Below are 16577 nucleotides of genomic sequence, written 5' to 3'. Positions count from 1 at the left end.
CTAGAGAGTCGCGTTTGACGCGATTCCTATCCGCCTGCCATCGGCGAACACACACACGCACCGCCTCGTCAATGGCCCGAACTATGCCCTCTTCCCAGAGGCAACTGCCCGGAGCAACCACTACATGACAACCGCAACGACCGCCACGGCTACCAAGCAGGTCGCCATCAACGACATCGGATCTGCTGAAGACTTTCTGGCCGCGGTCGAACTGACTCTCAAGTTCTTCAACGACGGAGACCTCATCGAAGGCACCGTCGTCAAGATCGACCGCGACGAGGTTCTCCTCGACGTCGGCTACAAGACCGAGGGTGTCATTCCCTCCCGCGAACTCTCCATCAAGCACGACGTCGACCCGTCTGAGGTCGTCAACGTCGGTGACATGGTGGAAGCCCTCGTTCTCCAGAAGGAGGACAAGGAGGGTCGCCTCATCCTGTCGAAGAAGCGCGCGCAGTACGAGCGTGCGTGGGGTGACGTCGAGAAGATCAAGGACACGGATGGCGTGGTGACCGGCAAGGTCATCGAGGTCGTCAAGGGTGGCCTCATCGTCGACATCGGCCTCCGCGGCTTCCTGCCGGCCTCGCTCATCGAGCTGCGCCGCGTGCGAGACCTCACGCCGTACCTCGACCAGGAGATCGAAGCGAAGATCCTCGAACTCGACAAGAACCGCAACAACGTCGTGCTGAGCCGCCGTGCGCTGCTCGAGCAGACGCAGTCGGAGTCGCGTTCGACGTTCCTCAACAACCTCGCCAAGGGCCAGGTTCGCAAGGGCGTCGTCTCGTCGATCGTCAACTTCGGCGCGTTCGTCGACCTCGGCGGCGTTGACGGCCTCGTGCACGTCTCCGAGCTGTCGTGGAAGCACATCGAGCACGCCAGCGAGGTCGTCGAGGTCGGTCAAGACGTCACCGTCGAGATCCTCGAGGTCGACATGGAGCGCGAGCGCGTGTCGCTGTCGCTCAAGGCCACGCAGGAAGACCCGTGGCAGGTGTTCGCCCGCACCCACGCGATCGGTCAGATCGCACCGGGCAAGGTCACCAAGCTCGTTCCGTTCGGCGCGTTCGTGCGCGTTGCAGACGGCATCGAGGGCCTCGTGCACATCTCGGAACTCAGCGGCAAGCACGTCGAGCTCGCCGAGCAGGTCGTGTCGGTCGGCGAAGAGGTGTTCGTCAAGGTCATCGACATCGACCTCGAGCGGCGCCGCATCTCGCTGTCGCTCAAGCAGGCGAACGAGTCGGTCGACCCGAACGGCACCGAGTTCGACTCGGGCCTCGCGGCGCTCTACGGCATGGTGACCGAGTACGACGAGAACGGGGAGTACAAGTTCCCCGAGGGCTTCGACTCGACCTCCGGCGAATGGCTCGCGGGTTTCGACACCCAGCGCGAAGCTTGGGAGCAGGAGTACGCCGCCGCGCAGGCTCGCTGGGAGACCCACAAGGCCCAGGTGCTCGCCGCCGAGGAGAAGGGCATCGCCGAAGCTCCGGCCGCGTCCTCGACCCCGTCGGGCAACTCGTTCTCGAGCGAGGGTTCGTCGACCGGCACCCTGGCCGACGACGAGTCGCTGGCGGCCCTTCGCGAGAAGCTCTCGAGCAACAGTTAGTCGCAGAAGTGAAGGGCCGGACGAGAAATCGTTCGGCCCTTTCTCGTTGCCGCGCTGTTCGTCACCGTCGCTAGGCGCCGTCGAGAACCCGGTCCGCGTCCGGCGGCTCAGGGATTGCCGGGTCGACCGCATCCTGATCACGCCGCCGCCGCATCCGGCGGAACAGGGCGACGAGACCGACAGCGAGTCCGATCACCCCGACGATGACGAGGATCGGGAAGAGAATGGCGAGCAAGCTCAGCACGACCGAGGTGACATCTTCGAGTGTGCTCAGCACCGGCGCCGCGACTCCCGCCGTGACCGCGTTGGCGGCGGGACGGCTGATGGTCTTGCCCGCGTGTACGAGCAGCGAGAGCACGATGCCGATGACGATCGGTACCCATTGGTTGCTGGCGAAGAACTCGGCGGGATCGGTGACGGCGGCGGTCTGCGACGCGGTGCCGGAGCCGAACAGGATGCCGCCGGCGGCCGGGCGAACGATCGTCTGAATCCAGTCGTTGACGGTGTCGACGACGGGGATCTTGTCGGCGACGATCTCGATCACGAAGAGCACACCCAGGATGATCAGCACCCACTCGTTCTCTAGCCACGCCCACGCGGGAGGCAGTTGGATCCAGTCGAGGAACCGGCTCGACAGCCCGACGAGCAACAGCGGGATGTACGCGTTGAGACCGGCAGCGGCGGCGAGACCGGTTCCCGTGAGCAGCTCGAGCATGCCCATACGATAGCCACATGCTGCTCGTGGCTCTGACTGGCGGGATCGCTTCGGGCAAGTCGACAGTCGCCCGCAGGCTCGAGGAACACGGCGCAGTGATCGTGGATGCCGACCAGGTCGCCCGGCAGGTTGTCGAACCGGGGGAGCCGGCCCTCGCCCGCATCGCCGAAGAGTTCGGCCCGGGGGTGATCGCCGCCGACGGCTCACTCGATCGTGCAGCGCTCGGGGCGATCGTGTTCAGCGATCCCGAGGGTCGCCAGCGGCTCAACGCGATCACGCACCCCGCGGTGCTCGACCGGTCGCGCGCTCTCTTTGCCGCCGCGGGAGACGCCGACTCCGACGCGATCGTCGTCTACGACATCCCGCTGCTCGTCGAGGCCGGTCGCATCGACGAGTTCGATCTTCGCGTGGTCGTGCACGCGGCGACCGAGACCCGGGTGAGCCGCATGATCGAGCTGCGCGGCATGACCCGGGAGGAGGCCCTGCACCGCATCAACTCGCAGGCGACCGACACCGACCGGTTCGCGATCGCCGACGTCGTCATCGATGCCGATGGAACGCTCGGGCACACCCTCGAGCAGACCGATGCGCTCTGGGAGAACCTTCGAGCGCGTGTCAGGGGCTCGGCCTAGCCTGGAGGTCATGCAGCCCACCCGCGCCGTCCGGCCGTTCGAGGTCGTCAGCGAGTACTCGCCGAGTGGCGATCAGCCCCAAGCGATCAAAGAACTGGCGCAGCGCATCAATGCGGGCGAGACGGATGTCGTGCTACTCGGCGCCACCGGAACCGGTAAGTCGGCGACCACCGCGTGGCTCATCGAGCAGGTGCAACGGCCGACGATCGTGCTCGCCCACAACAAGACCCTCGCCGCCCAGCTCGCCAACGAGTTCCGCGAGTTGATGCCCAACAACGCGGTCGAGTACTTCGTCTCGTACTACGACTACTACCAGCCCGAGGCCTACGTGCCGCAGACCGACACCTTCATCGAGAAAGACAGCTCGATCAACGCCGAGGTCGAGCGTCTGCGCCACTCGACGACGAACTCGCTGCTCAGCCGCCGCGACGTCGTTGTGGTGTCGACGGTGTCGTGCATCTATGGTTTGGGTGCCGCCGAGGAATACCTGGGGGCGATGACGTCTCTGCAGGTCGGCGACACGATCTCGCGCGACAAACTCGTGCGGCGGTTCCTGAACATGCAGTACGACCGCAACGACGTCGACTTCTCGCGCGGCAAGTTCCGGGTGCGCGGCGACACGATCGAGATCATCCCGGTCTATGAAGAGCACGCGATCCGCATCGAGATGTTCGGCGACGAGATCGAGGCGCTCTACTCGCTGCATCCGCTCACCGGCGATGTGCTGCGCAAGCTGGATGCCGTGTCGGTCTTCCCGGCGACCCACTACGCGGCGAGCACCGAGGCGATGCACCGCGCCATCGCATCCATCAAGGTTGAACTCGCCGACCAACTCGCACTGTTCGAAAAGCAGGGCAAGCTGCTGGAGGCCCAGCGGCTGCGCATGCGTACCGCGTTCGACATCGAGATGATGGAGCAGATCGGCTTCTGCAACGGCATCGAGAACTACTCCCGGCACATCGACGGCCGGGCTCCGGGGGAGCCGCCGAACACGCTGCTCGACTACTTCCCCGATGACTTTCTCGTCGTGATCGACGAGTCGCATGCGACGGTTCCGCAGATCGGGGCGATGTACGAGGGAGATGCCTCGCGTAAGCGAACCCTGGTCGAGCACGGCTTCCGGCTGCCGAGCGCCCTCGACAACCGGCCGCTGCGGTGGGAGGAGTTCCTCGAGCGGGTCGGCCAGAAGGTGTATCTGTCGGCGACGCCCGGCAAATACGAACTCGGGATGGCCGACGGGGTGGTGGAACAGATCATCCGCCCGACCGGTCTCGTCGACCCGCAGATCGTCGTCAAGCCGAGCAAGGGCCAGATCGACGATCTGCTGGAGCAGATCCGGGTGCGGGTCGATCGCAACGAACGGGTGCTGGTCACCACTTTGACCAAGAAGATGGCGGAAGAACTCACCGCCTTCATGGCCGAGCACGGCGTCAACGTGCGCTATCTGCACTCCGACGTCGACACCCTCCGCCGGGTCGAACTGCTCACCGAGCTGCGCGCCGGGGTTTACGACGTGCTCGTCGGCATCAACCTGCTGCGCGAGGGCCTCGACCTGCCCGAGGTGTCACTCGTCGCGATCCTCGATGCCGACAAGGAGGGGTTCCTGCGGTCGGGCACGTCGCTCATCCAGACCATCGGGCGTGCCGCGCGCAACGTCGCCGGCGAGGTGCACATGTACGCCGACAACATCACCGACTCGATGGCCCGTGCCATCGACGAGACCACCCGGCGCCGCGAGAAGCAGGTCGCCTACAACACCGAGCACGGCATCGAGCCGACGGCGCTGCGCAAGCGCATCGCCGACATCACCGAAGTGCTCGCCCGCGAGGGCGCCGACACCGAGCGGTTGCTCGCCGGGCGTTCGACGCCCGACGGGTCGCGTCGGCGCAGCCCCACGCCGAATCTGCGGCGCGAAGGGATCGGCGCTGCCGGGGCGAGCGAACTCGAGTCGATCATCGCCGACCTCAACGCGCAGATGTTGCAAGCGGCGGGGGAGCTGAAGTTCGAGCTCGCGGCGCGGTTGCGCGACGAACTCGGCGACCTGAAGAAGGAGCTGCGGCAGATGGAGACCGCCGGACACGTTCGCTGAGGTCTCCTTCGAGTCCAGCGACGTGACGAGATCGGCGAACTGCGTCTCTGGCGTACGGGGCATTCTTCTTACCCGGGACCGGGAATGGCATCTCGATGGTATCGTGATGGCATGAACGTGACGATCGACAAGGCGGGCCGCATCGTCGTTCCTAAACCGGTGCGCGATGCGCTCGGGCTGAGGGCCGGCGACGAACTGGACCTCACGACAGATGGTTCCGGCATCCAGCTCACTGCGCGCGGACGCACGGCGCGACTGGTCATGCGTGACGGTCGCCTGGTCGCGACCTCGGACACGGTCATCACGGACGAGGATGTCTTCCGGTTGATCGACGCGTTTCGCCGGTGACCGCTCTCCTACTCGACACCAGTGCCGCCATTCCGCTGCTGTTGGAGTACCACGATGCTCACGATGTCGTGGTAGCCGCGGCCGCAGATCGACCGCTTTCGCTCCCCAGTCACGCCCTCGCCGAGACCTATTCGGTTCTCACCCGGCTGCCCGGCGACGCTCGGCTCGAGCTCGATGACGCGGTCACGCTGATCGACACCCGCTTCGACGCGATTCTGCCGCTGAGTGACTCGGTGCAACAGAGCCTGCATCGGCGCCTGCGCGACGTGGGGATATTCGGTGGCGCGGTGTACGACGGCATCATCGCCCTCACCGCGGTCGAACATGGTGCGACGCTCCTCAGCCGTGACGCGCGGGCATGGCGAATCTACGCGGCGCTCGGCGCCACGGTCGCGAGTCCCGCACTCTGACACCCCGGCGGATGTCAGCGGGCCTCCGTACACTTGCGGGGTGTCGATTGCGTCAGTCCCGGGTGCCCACAAGCTGAGCGTCCGCGGAGCGCGCGTCCACAACCTCAAGAACGTCGATCTCGAGATTCCGCGGGACTCTCTCGTCGTGTTCACCGGACTCTCGGGCTCGGGTAAGTCGAGCCTCGCGTTCGACACGATCTTCGCGGAGGGCCAGCGCCGTTACGTCGAGTCGCTGAGCGCCTACGCCCGCCAGTTCCTCGGGCAAGTGGACCGGCCCGACGTCGACTTCATCGAGGGGCTCAGCCCCGCGGTGTCGATCGACCAGAAGTCGACGAACCGCAACCCGCGATCGACGGTCGGCACGATCACCGAGATCTACGACTACATGCGCCTGCTCTGGGCTCGCATCGGCGACCCGCACTGCCCCGAGTGCGGCGAGAAGATCCAGCGTCAGACGGTGCAACAGATCGCCGACCAGCTCATGGAACTCGAGACGGGTACGCGATATCAGGTGCTCGCCCCGATCGTGTCGCAGAAGAAGGGGGAGTTCGTCGACCTCTTCAAGGAGTTGCAGTCGGGGGGCTACTCGCGCGCCGTCGTCGACGGCGAGACCGTTCAGCTCGCCGAGCCGCCGGTGCTCAAGAAGTCGTACAAGCACGACATCTCCGTCGTCGTCGACCGGCTCGTCGCGTCCGACGACCTGCTCACCCGGTTGACCGACTCGGTCGAGACGGCGCTGGGGCTCGCGGGCGGCGTGGTGACCATCGACTTCGTGGATGTCGACGGCCCGGCCGGTATGCGCACCTACAGCGAGAAGCTGTCCTGCCCGAACAACCACCCCATCCAGCTCACTGAGATCGAACCGCGCACCTTCTCGTTCAACGCCCCCTTCGGCGCGTGCCCGGAGTGCTCGGGGCTCGGCATCAAGATGGCGGTCGACACCGACCTACTGATCGGCGATCCGAGCCTCACCCTCAACGAGGGCGTCGTGCTGCCGTGGAATCAGGCGGGCAAGGGGATGTATTCCTACTTCTCGCGCCTGCTGCAGGGGCTCGGCAAAGACCTCGGCTTCGACCTCGACACCCCATGGCAGAACCTCTCCGAAGAGGCCCAGCAGGCGATTCTGCGCGGCAATGACTTCGAGGTCGTCGTCTCCTGGCGCAACCGCTACGGCCGCACGGTGAAGTACTCGACCGGCTTCGAGGGCGTCATGCCCTACATCGAGCGCAAGTTCCACGAGGCCGAGGGGGAGTGGTCGAAACAGCGCTACGGCGAATACCTGCGCGAGATCCCGTGCCCGGTGTGCGACGGGCAGCGGCTCAAGCCCGAGGTGCTTGCGGTTCTCGTCGACGGCGAGTCGATTTCGGCGGTCGCCAACCTGAGTCTGGCTGGCGCCCACCAGTTCATGGAGCGTCTCAGCCTCACCGAACGGCAGGCGAAGATCGCCGCCCAGGTGCTGCGCGAGATCCGGCTGCGCCTCGAGTTCCTGCTCGAGGTCGGGCTCGGGTACCTGACGATGGCGCGCGCGGCGGCGAGCCTGTCGGGGGGCGAGGCCCAGCGCATCCGCCTGGCGACCCAGATCGGATCGGGCCTCACCGGCGTGCTCTACGTGCTCGACGAGCCCAGCATCGGGTTGCACCAGCGCGACAACCGTCGGCTCATCGACACGCTGGTCAAGCTCAAGGGTCTCGGCAACACCCTCATCGTCGTCGAGCACGACGAAGACACGATCCGCACCGCCGACTGGCTCGTCGACATCGGCCCCGGCGCCGGCGAGCACGGCGGCGAGGTCGTGCATTCGGGCGATTACGCGTCGCTGCTGAAGAACACCCGCTCCGTGACCGGCGACTACCTCGCCGGCCGACGGTCGATCGAGTTGCCCGCGCGTCGCCGGCCGATCGACAAGAACCGCCAAATCACCGTCGAAGGGGCGAAGGCCAACAACCTTCAGGATGTCACCGTCAGCTTCCCGCTCGGGGCGTTCGTCGCAGTGACCGGGGTGAGCGGTTCGGGCAAGTCGAGCCTGGTCAACGACATCCTCTACAAGGTGCTCGCCAACGAACTCAACGGCGCGCGCCAGGTGCCCGGTCGCCACAAGAGGGTCACCGGGCTCGAGCAGCTCGACAAGGTCGTGCACGTCGACCAGGCTCCGATCGGACGCACCCCGCGGTCGAATCCGGCGACCTATACCGGAGTCTTCGACCGCATCCGCACGCTGTTCTCCGAGACGATGGAGGCCAAGGCGCGGGGCTACCAGCCCGGTCGCTTCTCGTTCAACGTCAAGGGCGGCCGCTGCGAGACCTGCTCGGGTGACGGCACGATCAAGATCGAGATGAACTTCCTGCCCGACGTCTACGTCGCGTGCGAGACCTGCGGGGGAGCGCGGTACAACCGCGACACCCTGCAGGTGCACTACAAGGGCAAGAACATCGCCGAGGTGCTCGAGATGTCGATCGAAGAGGCGGCGGACTTCTTCGAGCCGATCAGCGCCATCCACCGTTACCTCAAGACCCTCGTCGAGGTGGGGCTCGGTTACGTGCGGCTCGGACAGTCGGCGACGACGCTCTCCGGCGGCGAAGCGCAGCGCGTGAAGCTCGCGACCGAGCTGCAGAAGCGCTCCAACGGGCGCAGCGTGTACGTGCTCGACGAGCCGACCACGGGCCTGCACTTCGAAGACGTGCGGAAGCTGCTCATGGTGCTCAACGGGCTCGCCGACAAGGGCAACACCGTCATCGTCATCGAGCACAATCTCGACGTCATCAAGAGCGCCGACTGGGTGATCGACCTCGGTCCCGAAGGAGGGTCCGGCGGCGGGCAAGTGATTGCGACGGGGAGCCCCGAGTACCTGGCGACCGTCGAGGAGAGCCACACCGGGTTGTTCTTGCGCGAGATCCTCGGGGACGTTCCGGCGCGCAAGGCGGGTTAGTGGCGCGCCTCACCCGACCCGACGCCGTCGAGTGGCGACCGAAGGCGGGAGAGATCCCCACATCGCCGGGCGTGTACCGGTTCCGGGATGTCCGCGGCCGGGTGCTCTACGTGGGTAAGGCCATCAACCTGCGCCAACGGCTCAGTAACTACTTCCAGCCGATGCGCAACCTGCACCAGCGCACCCAGGCGATGGTGCACGCCGCATCAGGGGTCGAGTGGACGGTCGTCGCGAGTGACCGCGAGGCGCTCGACCTCGAGTACGCCTGGATCAAACAGTTCACCCCGCCGTTCAACGTCAAGTTCCGCGATGACAAGACCTACCCGTATATGGTCGTCACTCTCGCCGACGAGGCCCCGCGGGTCATGGTCACCCGCAACCGCCGCATCCCCGGGGCCCGCTACTTCGGGCCGTACCCGAAGATCTGGGCGGTGCGCGACACGATCGACCTGATGGTGCGGGCATTCCCCATCCGCACGTGCTCCGACTCGAGCTACAAGCGGGCGATGGCGACCGGGCGCCCGTGCTTCCCCGGCCAGATCGGGCGCTGCGGGGGTCCGTGCTCGGGGCGGGTGTCGGTCGAGGAGCACCGGCACATCGTCGACGACTTCGTCGCGTTCATGGCCCACCCCGATCGCGCCGTCGTCGCGCTGCTTCAGCGCGAGATGAAGTCGGCTGCGGCGGCCTTCGAGTACGAGCGGGCGGCGGTCATCCGTGACCGGTTGCAGGCGCTCGAGAACGTGTTGGAACGCAGCGCGGTCGTGCTGTCGGAAGATGCAGTCGATACGGATGTCTTCGGCATCGAACATGACGAGCTCGCCGCCGCCGTGCAGCAGTTCATGGTGCGCGGTGGTCGCATCACCGGAACCCGCAGCTGGGTCGTCGACACCGAGCTGGATGTCACGGTCGGCGAGCTCGTCGAAGCCGTGCTGCAGAATGCCTACGAGAACGACGAACCGCCGCGCGAGATCGTCGTGCCGAAGCTTCCCGACGACGCTCCAGCCCTCGAGGCCTGGCTCGGCGACCGGCGAGCGAAGGGATCGGTCGCGCTGCGAGCGGCGCAACGGGGCGAGAAGGCCGCGATCTTGCAGACGGCGACGCTGAACGCGAAGCAGGCGCTCGCGCTGTACAAGATGCGGCGCACCGGCGACTACGTCGCACGCACCCAGGCGCTCACCGACATCCAAGAGGCCCTGGGCCTCGATGAGGCGCCGCTGCGCATCGAGTGTTACGACGTCTCGCACCTGGGAGGCACCAACATCGTCGCGTCGATGGTGGTCTTCGAAGACGGCCTTCCGGTGAAGAACTCGTACCGCAAGTTCGCCATCAAGGAGTACGCCGACGACCTCGAGGCGATCTCCCAAGTCCTCCGCCGCCGGTTGACGCGGCTCTCCGAAGACGAGGCCGACCCCGCCACCGAGGATGCGGCACCGCGAAAGCGATTTGCCTACCGGCCGGGGCTGATCCTCGTGGACGGCGGCGAACCTCAGGTCAACGCCGCCGCCGCCGTGCTCGACGAGCTCGGGATCGATGACATCCCCGTCGCCGGCATCGCGAAGCGGCTCGAAGAGGTGTGGCTGCCCGGGGAGTCGTTCCCGGTGATCCTGCCGCGCAACAGCGAGGCGCTCTTCCTCATCCAGCGCATCCGCGACGAGGCCCACCGGTTCGCGATCACCTTCCAGCGCCAGAAGCGCAAGGGCGACATCGCGTCGGTGCTCTCGGAGGTGCCAGGGCTCGGGCCGGCACGTGTCAAGGTGCTTCTCGCCCATTTCGGGTCGGTCACCCGTCTGCGTGCCGCCTCCGCCTCCGAGATCGCCGAAGTGCGTGGAGTCGGGCCGTCACTCGCAGCGGCGATCGTCGGTAGGCTGAACGGAGACAGCGAGGGGCAGTGAGTGTGGCAGTGACCGGCGACCAGACGCGGGTCGAGGCGAGCCCACCACGACGCGAGCTGCTGCTCGTGACCGGGATGTCCGGAGCCGGCCGGTCGACGGTGGGCAACGCCCTCGAAGACCTCGGTTGGTACGTCGTCGACAACCTGCCGCCACAGATGCTGCGACCGCTCGTCGATCTCTCCCGCCACACCGGCGAGACCATTCCGCGGGTCGCGGCCGTCGTCGACATCCGCGGCGGCAAGCTGTTCGCCGACATCCAGAACGAACTCGAGTCCTTGCGCGGCACCGACGACACTCGGGTGCTGTTCCTCGACGCGACCGACGCTGCTCTGGTTCGGCGCTTCGAATCCGTACGGCGGCCGCATCCGCTCCAGGGCGACGGCACGTTGCTCGACGGCATCACGGCGGAGCGCTCCCGTGTCGCCGAGCTGCGGTCGCAGAGCGACCTGGTGATCGACACCAGCGAGCTCAACATCCATCAGTTGGCGAGCATCGTCGCCGAACATTTCGCCGGCGCCAACGAACCGACGACCCGCGTCACGGTGCTGAGTTTCGGATACAAGTACGGCCTGCCCTCCGACGCCGACCACGTCGCCGACTGCCGCTTTCTGCCGAACCCGTTCTGGATCCCCGAGCTGAAGCCGCTCACCGGTCTCGACACCGAAGTGCGCGAGTACGTTCTGGGGCTCCCCGGCGCGCGCGAGTTCATCGACGGATACGTGGATGCCCTGCGCCCGGTGCTCGACGGGTACAGCCGCGAGAACAAGCGGCACGCTACGATCGCTCTGGGATGCACCGGCGGCAAGCACCGCTCCGTGGCGATGGCCGAAGAGATCAAGGCCCGGCTGAGCGTGCTCCCCGGCCTCGCGGTCAGCATCAAGCACCGCGACCTCGGTCGCGAATGACCGACCCCGACCAGACCTGAAGGACGACTGCGTGGCACTGACGGCCGATGTCAAAGAGGAACTCGCCGGAGTCGACGTCGGCAAGACGTCGGTTCGCGCCGCCGAACTGACGGCTCTGCTGAGGTTCTCGAGCGGGCTGCACACCATCTCGAACCGCATCGCGGTCGAGGCCGAGCTCGAGTCGCCCAAGATCGCGCGACGCGTGCGCAAGGACCTCGCCGAGCTCTACGGGGTGCGCAGTGAGGTCACGGTCATCTCCGGTAACAACCTGCGCAGAAGCAGCACCTACCTCGTGCGGGTGATCGAAGGGGCGGAGACCTTGGCGCGCCAGACCGGCCTCATCGACGCCCGCAACCGCGCCGTGCGGGGTCTGCCCAACCGGCTCACGACGGGGTCCCGCGAGGAGCTCGCGGCGATCTGGCGGGGTGCCTTCCTCGCCACCGGATCGCTGACCGACCCGGGACGTTCCGCCGCCCTCGAAGTGATCTGCCCCGGCAACGAAGCGGCGATGGCCCTGGTCGGCGCGGCCGGCCGGCTCAAGGTCGCCGCGAAGGCCCGCGAGGTCCGTGGGTCGTTCCGGGTGGTCGTGCGCGACGGCGAAGCGATCGGCGTGATGCTGCAGTTGATGGGCGCCGGTGCGAGCGTCGCCGCCTGGGAGGAGCTGCGTCAGCGGCGTGAGGTGCGGGCAACCGCCAACCGGCTGGTCAACTTCGATGACGCCAACCTGCGGCGTTCCGCCCAGGCGGCAGTCGCGGCCTGCGCCCGGGTGGAACGCGCCCTCGAGATCCTCGGCGACGAAGTGCCCGACCACCTGCGCTACGCCGGCGAGTTGCGCTTGAACCACCGCGACGCAAGTCTCGACGAACTGGGCCATCACGCCGACCCGCCGATGACGAAGGATGCGGTCGCCGGGCGAATCCGCCGGCTGCTGGCGATGGCCGACAAGAAGGCATCCGATCTCGGTCTTCCCGGCACCGACGCGGGACTACCGGAACTCGACTAGATCCCCGGCGTAGGCTGGGCGTATGGCTGACTACACGCTTCCGGACCTCCCTTACGACTACGCGGCGCTCGAGCCGCACATCAGCGCCAGGATCATGGAGCTGCATCACTCGAAGCACCACGCGGCTTACGTCGCGGGCGCCAACACGGCACTCGAGAAGCTCGCCGAGGCGCGCGACACGGGCGACTACGGCAACGTGCCGAAGCTCGAGAAGGATCTCGCGTTCCATCTCGGCGGACACATCAACCACTCGATCTTCTGGAAGAACCTGACGCCGGACGGGGCGGGAAAGCCCGAGGGCGAGCTCGCCGCGGCGATCGACGAGTTCTTCGGCTCGTTCGACAAGTTCGTCGGCCACTTCAGCGCCGCCGCGAACAGCCTCCAGGGCTCAGGCTGGGCCGTGCTGGCCTGGGATCCGGTGGGCTCGCGCCTGCTCATCCACCAGCTCTACGACCAGCAGAACAACACGCCGCTCGGCGTCACCCCGATCCTGCAGCTCGACATGTGGGAGCACGCCTTCTACCTCGACTACGTCAACGTCAAGGCCGACTACGTGAAGGCGTTCTGGAACATCGCGAACTGGGCGGATGCCGGGGCGCGGTTCGAGGCGGCGCGTTCGGGAGCGGCGGGGCTGCTGCTACTGTCGTAGAGGCTCAAAACTCCGTCAACCGGAGTTGTGTGCGGCCGGGATCCCGATCTTTCGAAGCTCCGGTCCCGGCCGCCTTCCGCCACCGCCACCACACACCCACGACCACTTTTCAAGGAGCATCTGTGTCGGTCAAGATCGGTATCAACGGCTTCGGACGGATCGGGCGCAACTACCTGCGCGCGGCTCTCGCCAAGGGCAGCGACCTGGAGATCGTCGCCGTCAACGACCTCACCGACAACAAGTCGCTCGCGCACCTGCTGAAGTACGACTCGATCACGGGTCGCCTCGACGGCACCGTCGAGTTCGATGACGAGAACATCGTCGTCAACGGCAAGCCGATCCGCGTCTTCGAAGAGCGCGACCCCGCCGCCCTCCCGTGGTCGGACTACGGCGTCGACATCGTCATCGAGTCGACCGGCCGTTTCACCAAGGCCGAAGATGCCCGCAAGCACATCGACGGCGGCGGCGCCAAGAAGGTGCTCATCTCGGCCCCCGCCACCGGTGAAGACGCGACGTTCGTCATGGGTGTCAACGAGGGCTCGTACGACCCCGCGTCGCACCACATCATCTCGAACGCCTCGTGCACCACGAACTGCCTCGCGCCGCTTGCCAAGGTGTTCAACGACGAGTTCGGCATCGAGCGCGGCCTGATGACCACCATCCACGCGTACACCGCCGATCAGAACCTGCAGGACGGCCCGCACAGCGACCTGCGTCGCGCCCGTGCCGCCGCGATCAACATCGTGCCCACGTCAACCGGCGCCGCGAAGGCGATCGGCCTCGTGCTGCCCGAACTGATCGGCAAGCTCGACGGCTTCGCGCTGCGGGTTCCGGTGCCGACCGGCTCGATCACCGACCTCACCGTCACCGCGTCGAAGCCCGTCACGGTCGACGCGATCAAGGCCGCGTACCAGGCGGCGGCCGAGGGGCCCATGAAGGGCATCCTGAAGTACACCGAAGACGAGATCGTCTCCAGCGACATCGTGTCCGACCCGCACTCGTCGATCTTCGACGCCGGTCTGTTGCGGGTCCTTGGAGACCAGGTGAAGCTCTCGAGCTGGTACGACAACGAGTGGGGCTACTCCAACCGGCTGGTCGACCTCACCGAGTACGTCGCGGCCCGGCTGTAGACGCCCGGCTCGACGGCTCGACACCATGACACTGCGCACTATCGAGACCCTCGGCGATCTCGCCGGCACGGTCGTTCTGCTCCGCTGTGACCTGAACGTGCCGCTCGACGGCGACCGGATCACGGACGACGGACGCGTTCGCGCCTCCGTCCCCACGATCCGGAAGCTGCGCGCGGCCGGAGCGTCGGTCGTCGCGATGTCGCACCTCGGCCGCCCCGAGGGCGCTCCCGACCCGAAGTACAGCCTCGCGCCCGTCGCGAAGCGCCTCGACGAGCTGTTGGGGGAGCCGGTCGCCTTCGCCCCGACGACTCCGACCTCGGGCGTCACCCTGTTGGAGAACCTCAGGTTCGACCCGCGCGAGACGTCGAAGGATGCCTCCGAGCGCGGAGCCTTCGCGACGGAACTCGCGGCGCTCGGCGACGTGTTCGTCTCGGATGGCTTTGGCGTCGTACACCGTAAGCAGGCGAGCGTCTACGAGCTGGCGAAAGCCCTGCCGTCCGCGGCGGGGTTGCTCATCGCCGCCGAACTCGATGTTCTCGACCGACTCACGGCTCGGCCCGAGAAGCCGTACACGGTCGTTCTGGGCGGCTCGAAGGTCTCCGACAAGCTCGGGGTCATCGACGCGCTGCTGCCCAAGGTCGACCGCCTCTTGATCGGCGGAGGGATGCTCTTCACCTTTCTCGCGGCGCAGGGGCACAGGATCGGCAAGAGCCTGCTCGAAGACTCGCAATTCGACACGGTGAAGCGCTACGTCGCCGAGGCCGAGGATCGAGGAGTCGAACTGGTGCTGCCCACCGACATCGTGATGGCGTCCGGCTTCTCCGCCGACGCGCAGCACGTCGTCGCTCGCGCGGACGCGCTCGAAGGCACCGACTTCGGGGCCGACGGCATCGGGCTCGACATCGGGCCCGAGACGGCAGCGAACTTCGCCTCGCACATCCGCTCATCGCGCACGGTGTTCTGGAACGGCCCGATGGGCGTGTTCGAGTTCCCCGCGTTCGCGGAGGGGACGCGGGCCGTGGCTCAGGCGCTCAGCGACGTCGACGGCCTCGGCGTCGTCGGCGGTGGCGACTCGGCCGCCGCGGTGCGCGCGCTCGGTTTCGCCGACGACCGGTTCGGCCACATCTCGACCGGCGGCGGCGCCAGCCTCGAGTTCCTTGAAGGTAAGACGCTTCCCGGCCTGGAGGTCCTCGGATGGCAGTAGACAGCGTGGCTCAGAAGCACGCCCGTGTCCCGCTCATCGCAGGCAACTGGAAGATGAACCTCGACCACCTGCAGTCGATCGCGTTCGTGCAGAAGCTCGCGTGGACGCTCAAAGACGCCCAGCACGACCCCGGTAGTGCCGAGGTCGCCGTCTTCCCGCCGTTCACCGACCTGCGCAGCGTGCAGACCCTCGTGAACGCCGACGACCTGCCGATCGCTTACGGGGGTCAGGACATCTCCGCGCACGACAGTGGCGCTTACACGGGAGAGATCTCGGGGGCGTTCCTCAAGGCGCTCGACACGAAGTACGTCATCGTCGGCCACTCGGAGCGTCGGCAATACCACGGCGAGACGGATGAGGCGATCGCCGCCAAGGTCGCGGCTGCGCACCGCCACGGCATCGTGCCCATCATCTGCGTCGGCGAGACCGCCGAAGATCTCGAGCAGCACGGCCCGAGCGCCGTTCCCGTGGCGCAGCTGCGGGTCGCGCTTGGGGGCGCCGCCCAAGGCGCCGAGATCGTCGTCGCCTACGAACCGGTGTGGGCGATCGGCTCCGGTCTGGCCGCCACGAGCGAGCAGGCCCAGCAGGTCTGCGCCGCGCTCCGAGGAGTGATCGCCGAAGTGCTCGGCGACGACGTCGCGCAGGCCACCCGCATCCTCTACGGCGGAAGCGTCAAGGCCTCGAACATCGCCGGCTTCATGCGCGAAGCGGATGTCGACGGGGCGCTTGTCGGCGGCGCGAGCCTGCTGCTCGACGAGTTCGCCAGCATCGTGCGCTTCCAGAAGCACGTCGGAACCTGAGAAGCATCGTAGGATAGGCCGGTTATGTTCATCCTCCAGACCATCGTTCAGGTGCTGCTCGGAATCACGAGCCTTCTGCTGACCCTGCTCATCCTCTTGCACCGCGGTCGTGGCGGAGGTCTCTCCGACATGTTCGGCGGCGGCACGGGCTCGAACCTCGGAGCGTCCGGGGTGGCCGAGCGCAACCTCAACCGCATCACCGTGGTGTTGGCCCTGCTCTGGGTCGCCAGCATCATCGTGCTCGGACTCATCGTCAAGTTCTCTCCGTAAGGGCACA

15 protein-coding genes are annotated in these 16577 nt (G+C 66.8%); 14 read left to right on the top strand and 1 reads right to left on the bottom strand.

Annotated features, from left to right (window positions below):
* Positions 1-124 precede the first annotated feature (124 nt).
* Positions 125-1597, top strand: a complete 1473-nt coding sequence (gene rpsA / locus WBL06_RS10150; RefSeq protein ID WP_424455878.1) for a 30S ribosomal protein S1 — start codon at positions 125-127, stop codon at positions 1595-1597.
* A 70-nt stretch (positions 1598-1667) separates the two neighbouring features.
* On the opposite strand, the gene WBL06_RS10145 is transcribed toward rpsA, so the two are convergent.
* A complete protein-coding gene (locus WBL06_RS10145; RefSeq protein ID WP_424455877.1) occupies positions 1668-2312 on the bottom strand; it encodes a DUF4126 domain-containing protein in 645 nt (214 codons plus the stop codon).
* 17 nt (positions 2313-2329) lie between these two features.
* Here WBL06_RS10145 and coaE point away from each other — a divergent pair, with 17 nt between their 5' ends.
* From coaE to secG, 13 genes are all read left to right on the top strand, one after another.
* Complete coding sequence (gene coaE / locus WBL06_RS10140) at positions 2330-2944, top strand: dephospho-CoA kinase (RefSeq protein ID WP_424455876.1); 615 nt, start codon at positions 2330-2332, stop codon at positions 2942-2944.
* A 10-nt stretch (positions 2945-2954) separates the two neighbouring features.
* Positions 2955-5033: an excinuclease ABC subunit UvrB gene (uvrB, locus tag WBL06_RS10135; RefSeq protein WP_424455875.1), complete on the top strand. Its 2079-nt coding sequence runs from the start codon at positions 2955-2957 to the stop codon at positions 5031-5033.
* A gap of 111 nt (positions 5034-5144) precedes the next feature.
* On the top strand, positions 5145-5381 hold the full coding sequence (locus tag WBL06_RS10130; protein ID WP_424455874.1) for an AbrB/MazE/SpoVT family DNA-binding domain-containing protein: 237 nt from the start codon (positions 5145-5147) through the stop codon (positions 5379-5381).
* A complete protein-coding gene (locus WBL06_RS10125) occupies positions 5378-5791 on the top strand; it encodes a PIN domain-containing protein (protein ID WP_424455873.1) in 414 nt (137 codons plus the stop codon). The genes WBL06_RS10130 and WBL06_RS10125 overlap by 4 nt, the downstream gene beginning before the upstream one ends.
* A gap of 40 nt (positions 5792-5831) precedes the next feature.
* Positions 5832-8717, top strand: coding sequence for an excinuclease ABC subunit UvrA (uvrA, locus tag WBL06_RS10120; protein WP_424455872.1), 2886 nt, complete (start codon positions 5832-5834; stop codon positions 8715-8717).
* The gene (gene uvrC, locus WBL06_RS10115; protein ID WP_424455871.1) at positions 8717-10609 is read left to right on the top strand and encodes an excinuclease ABC subunit UvrC; all 1893 of its coding nucleotides are present in this window, start codon (positions 8717-8719) and stop codon (positions 10607-10609) included. The genes uvrA and uvrC overlap by 1 nt, the downstream gene beginning before the upstream one ends.
* 8 nt (positions 10610-10617) lie before the next feature.
* A complete protein-coding gene (gene rapZ / locus WBL06_RS10110; RefSeq protein ID WP_424455899.1) occupies positions 10618-11514 on the top strand; it encodes an RNase adapter RapZ in 897 nt (298 codons plus the stop codon).
* 31 nt (positions 11515-11545) lie between these two features.
* Positions 11546-12517, top strand: a complete 972-nt coding sequence (gene whiA / locus WBL06_RS10105; RefSeq protein ID WP_424455870.1) for a DNA-binding protein WhiA — start codon at positions 11546-11548, stop codon at positions 12515-12517.
* Positions 12518-12539: 22 nt separating this feature from the next.
* Positions 12540-13166: a superoxide dismutase gene (locus tag WBL06_RS10100; protein ID WP_424455869.1), complete on the top strand. Its 627-nt coding sequence runs from the start codon at positions 12540-12542 to the stop codon at positions 13164-13166.
* Positions 13167-13288: 122 nt separating this feature from the next.
* Positions 13289-14296 (top strand): type I glyceraldehyde-3-phosphate dehydrogenase, encoded by a 1008-nt coding sequence (gap, locus tag WBL06_RS10095; RefSeq protein WP_424455868.1) that lies wholly within the window; start codon positions 13289-13291, stop codon positions 14294-14296.
* 25 nt (positions 14297-14321) lie between these two features.
* The gene (locus WBL06_RS10090) at positions 14322-15500 is read left to right on the top strand and encodes a phosphoglycerate kinase (RefSeq protein WP_424455867.1); all 1179 of its coding nucleotides are present in this window, start codon (positions 14322-14324) and stop codon (positions 15498-15500) included.
* Positions 15491-16300 carry a triose-phosphate isomerase gene (gene tpiA, locus WBL06_RS10085; RefSeq protein WP_424455866.1) on the top strand — a complete coding sequence of 270 codons (810 nt, stop codon included), beginning with the start codon at positions 15491-15493 and terminating at the stop codon, positions 16298-16300. Before WBL06_RS10090 ends, tpiA begins: the two co-directional genes overlap by 10 nt.
* A 24-nt stretch (positions 16301-16324) precedes the next feature.
* On the top strand, positions 16325-16570 hold the full coding sequence (gene secG, locus WBL06_RS10080; RefSeq protein ID WP_424455865.1) for a preprotein translocase subunit SecG: 246 nt from the start codon (positions 16325-16327) through the stop codon (positions 16568-16570).
* The last annotated feature ends 7 nt before the right edge of the window (positions 16571-16577 follow it).

The sequence above is a fragment of the Pseudolysinimonas sp. genome (assembly GCF_049651805.1).
Taxonomy (GTDB): Bacteria; Actinomycetota; Actinomycetes; order Actinomycetales; family Microbacteriaceae; genus Pseudolysinimonas_A.
Note: the sequence above shows the minus strand (reverse complement) of the source record. Positions and strands in the feature narration are given on the sequence as shown.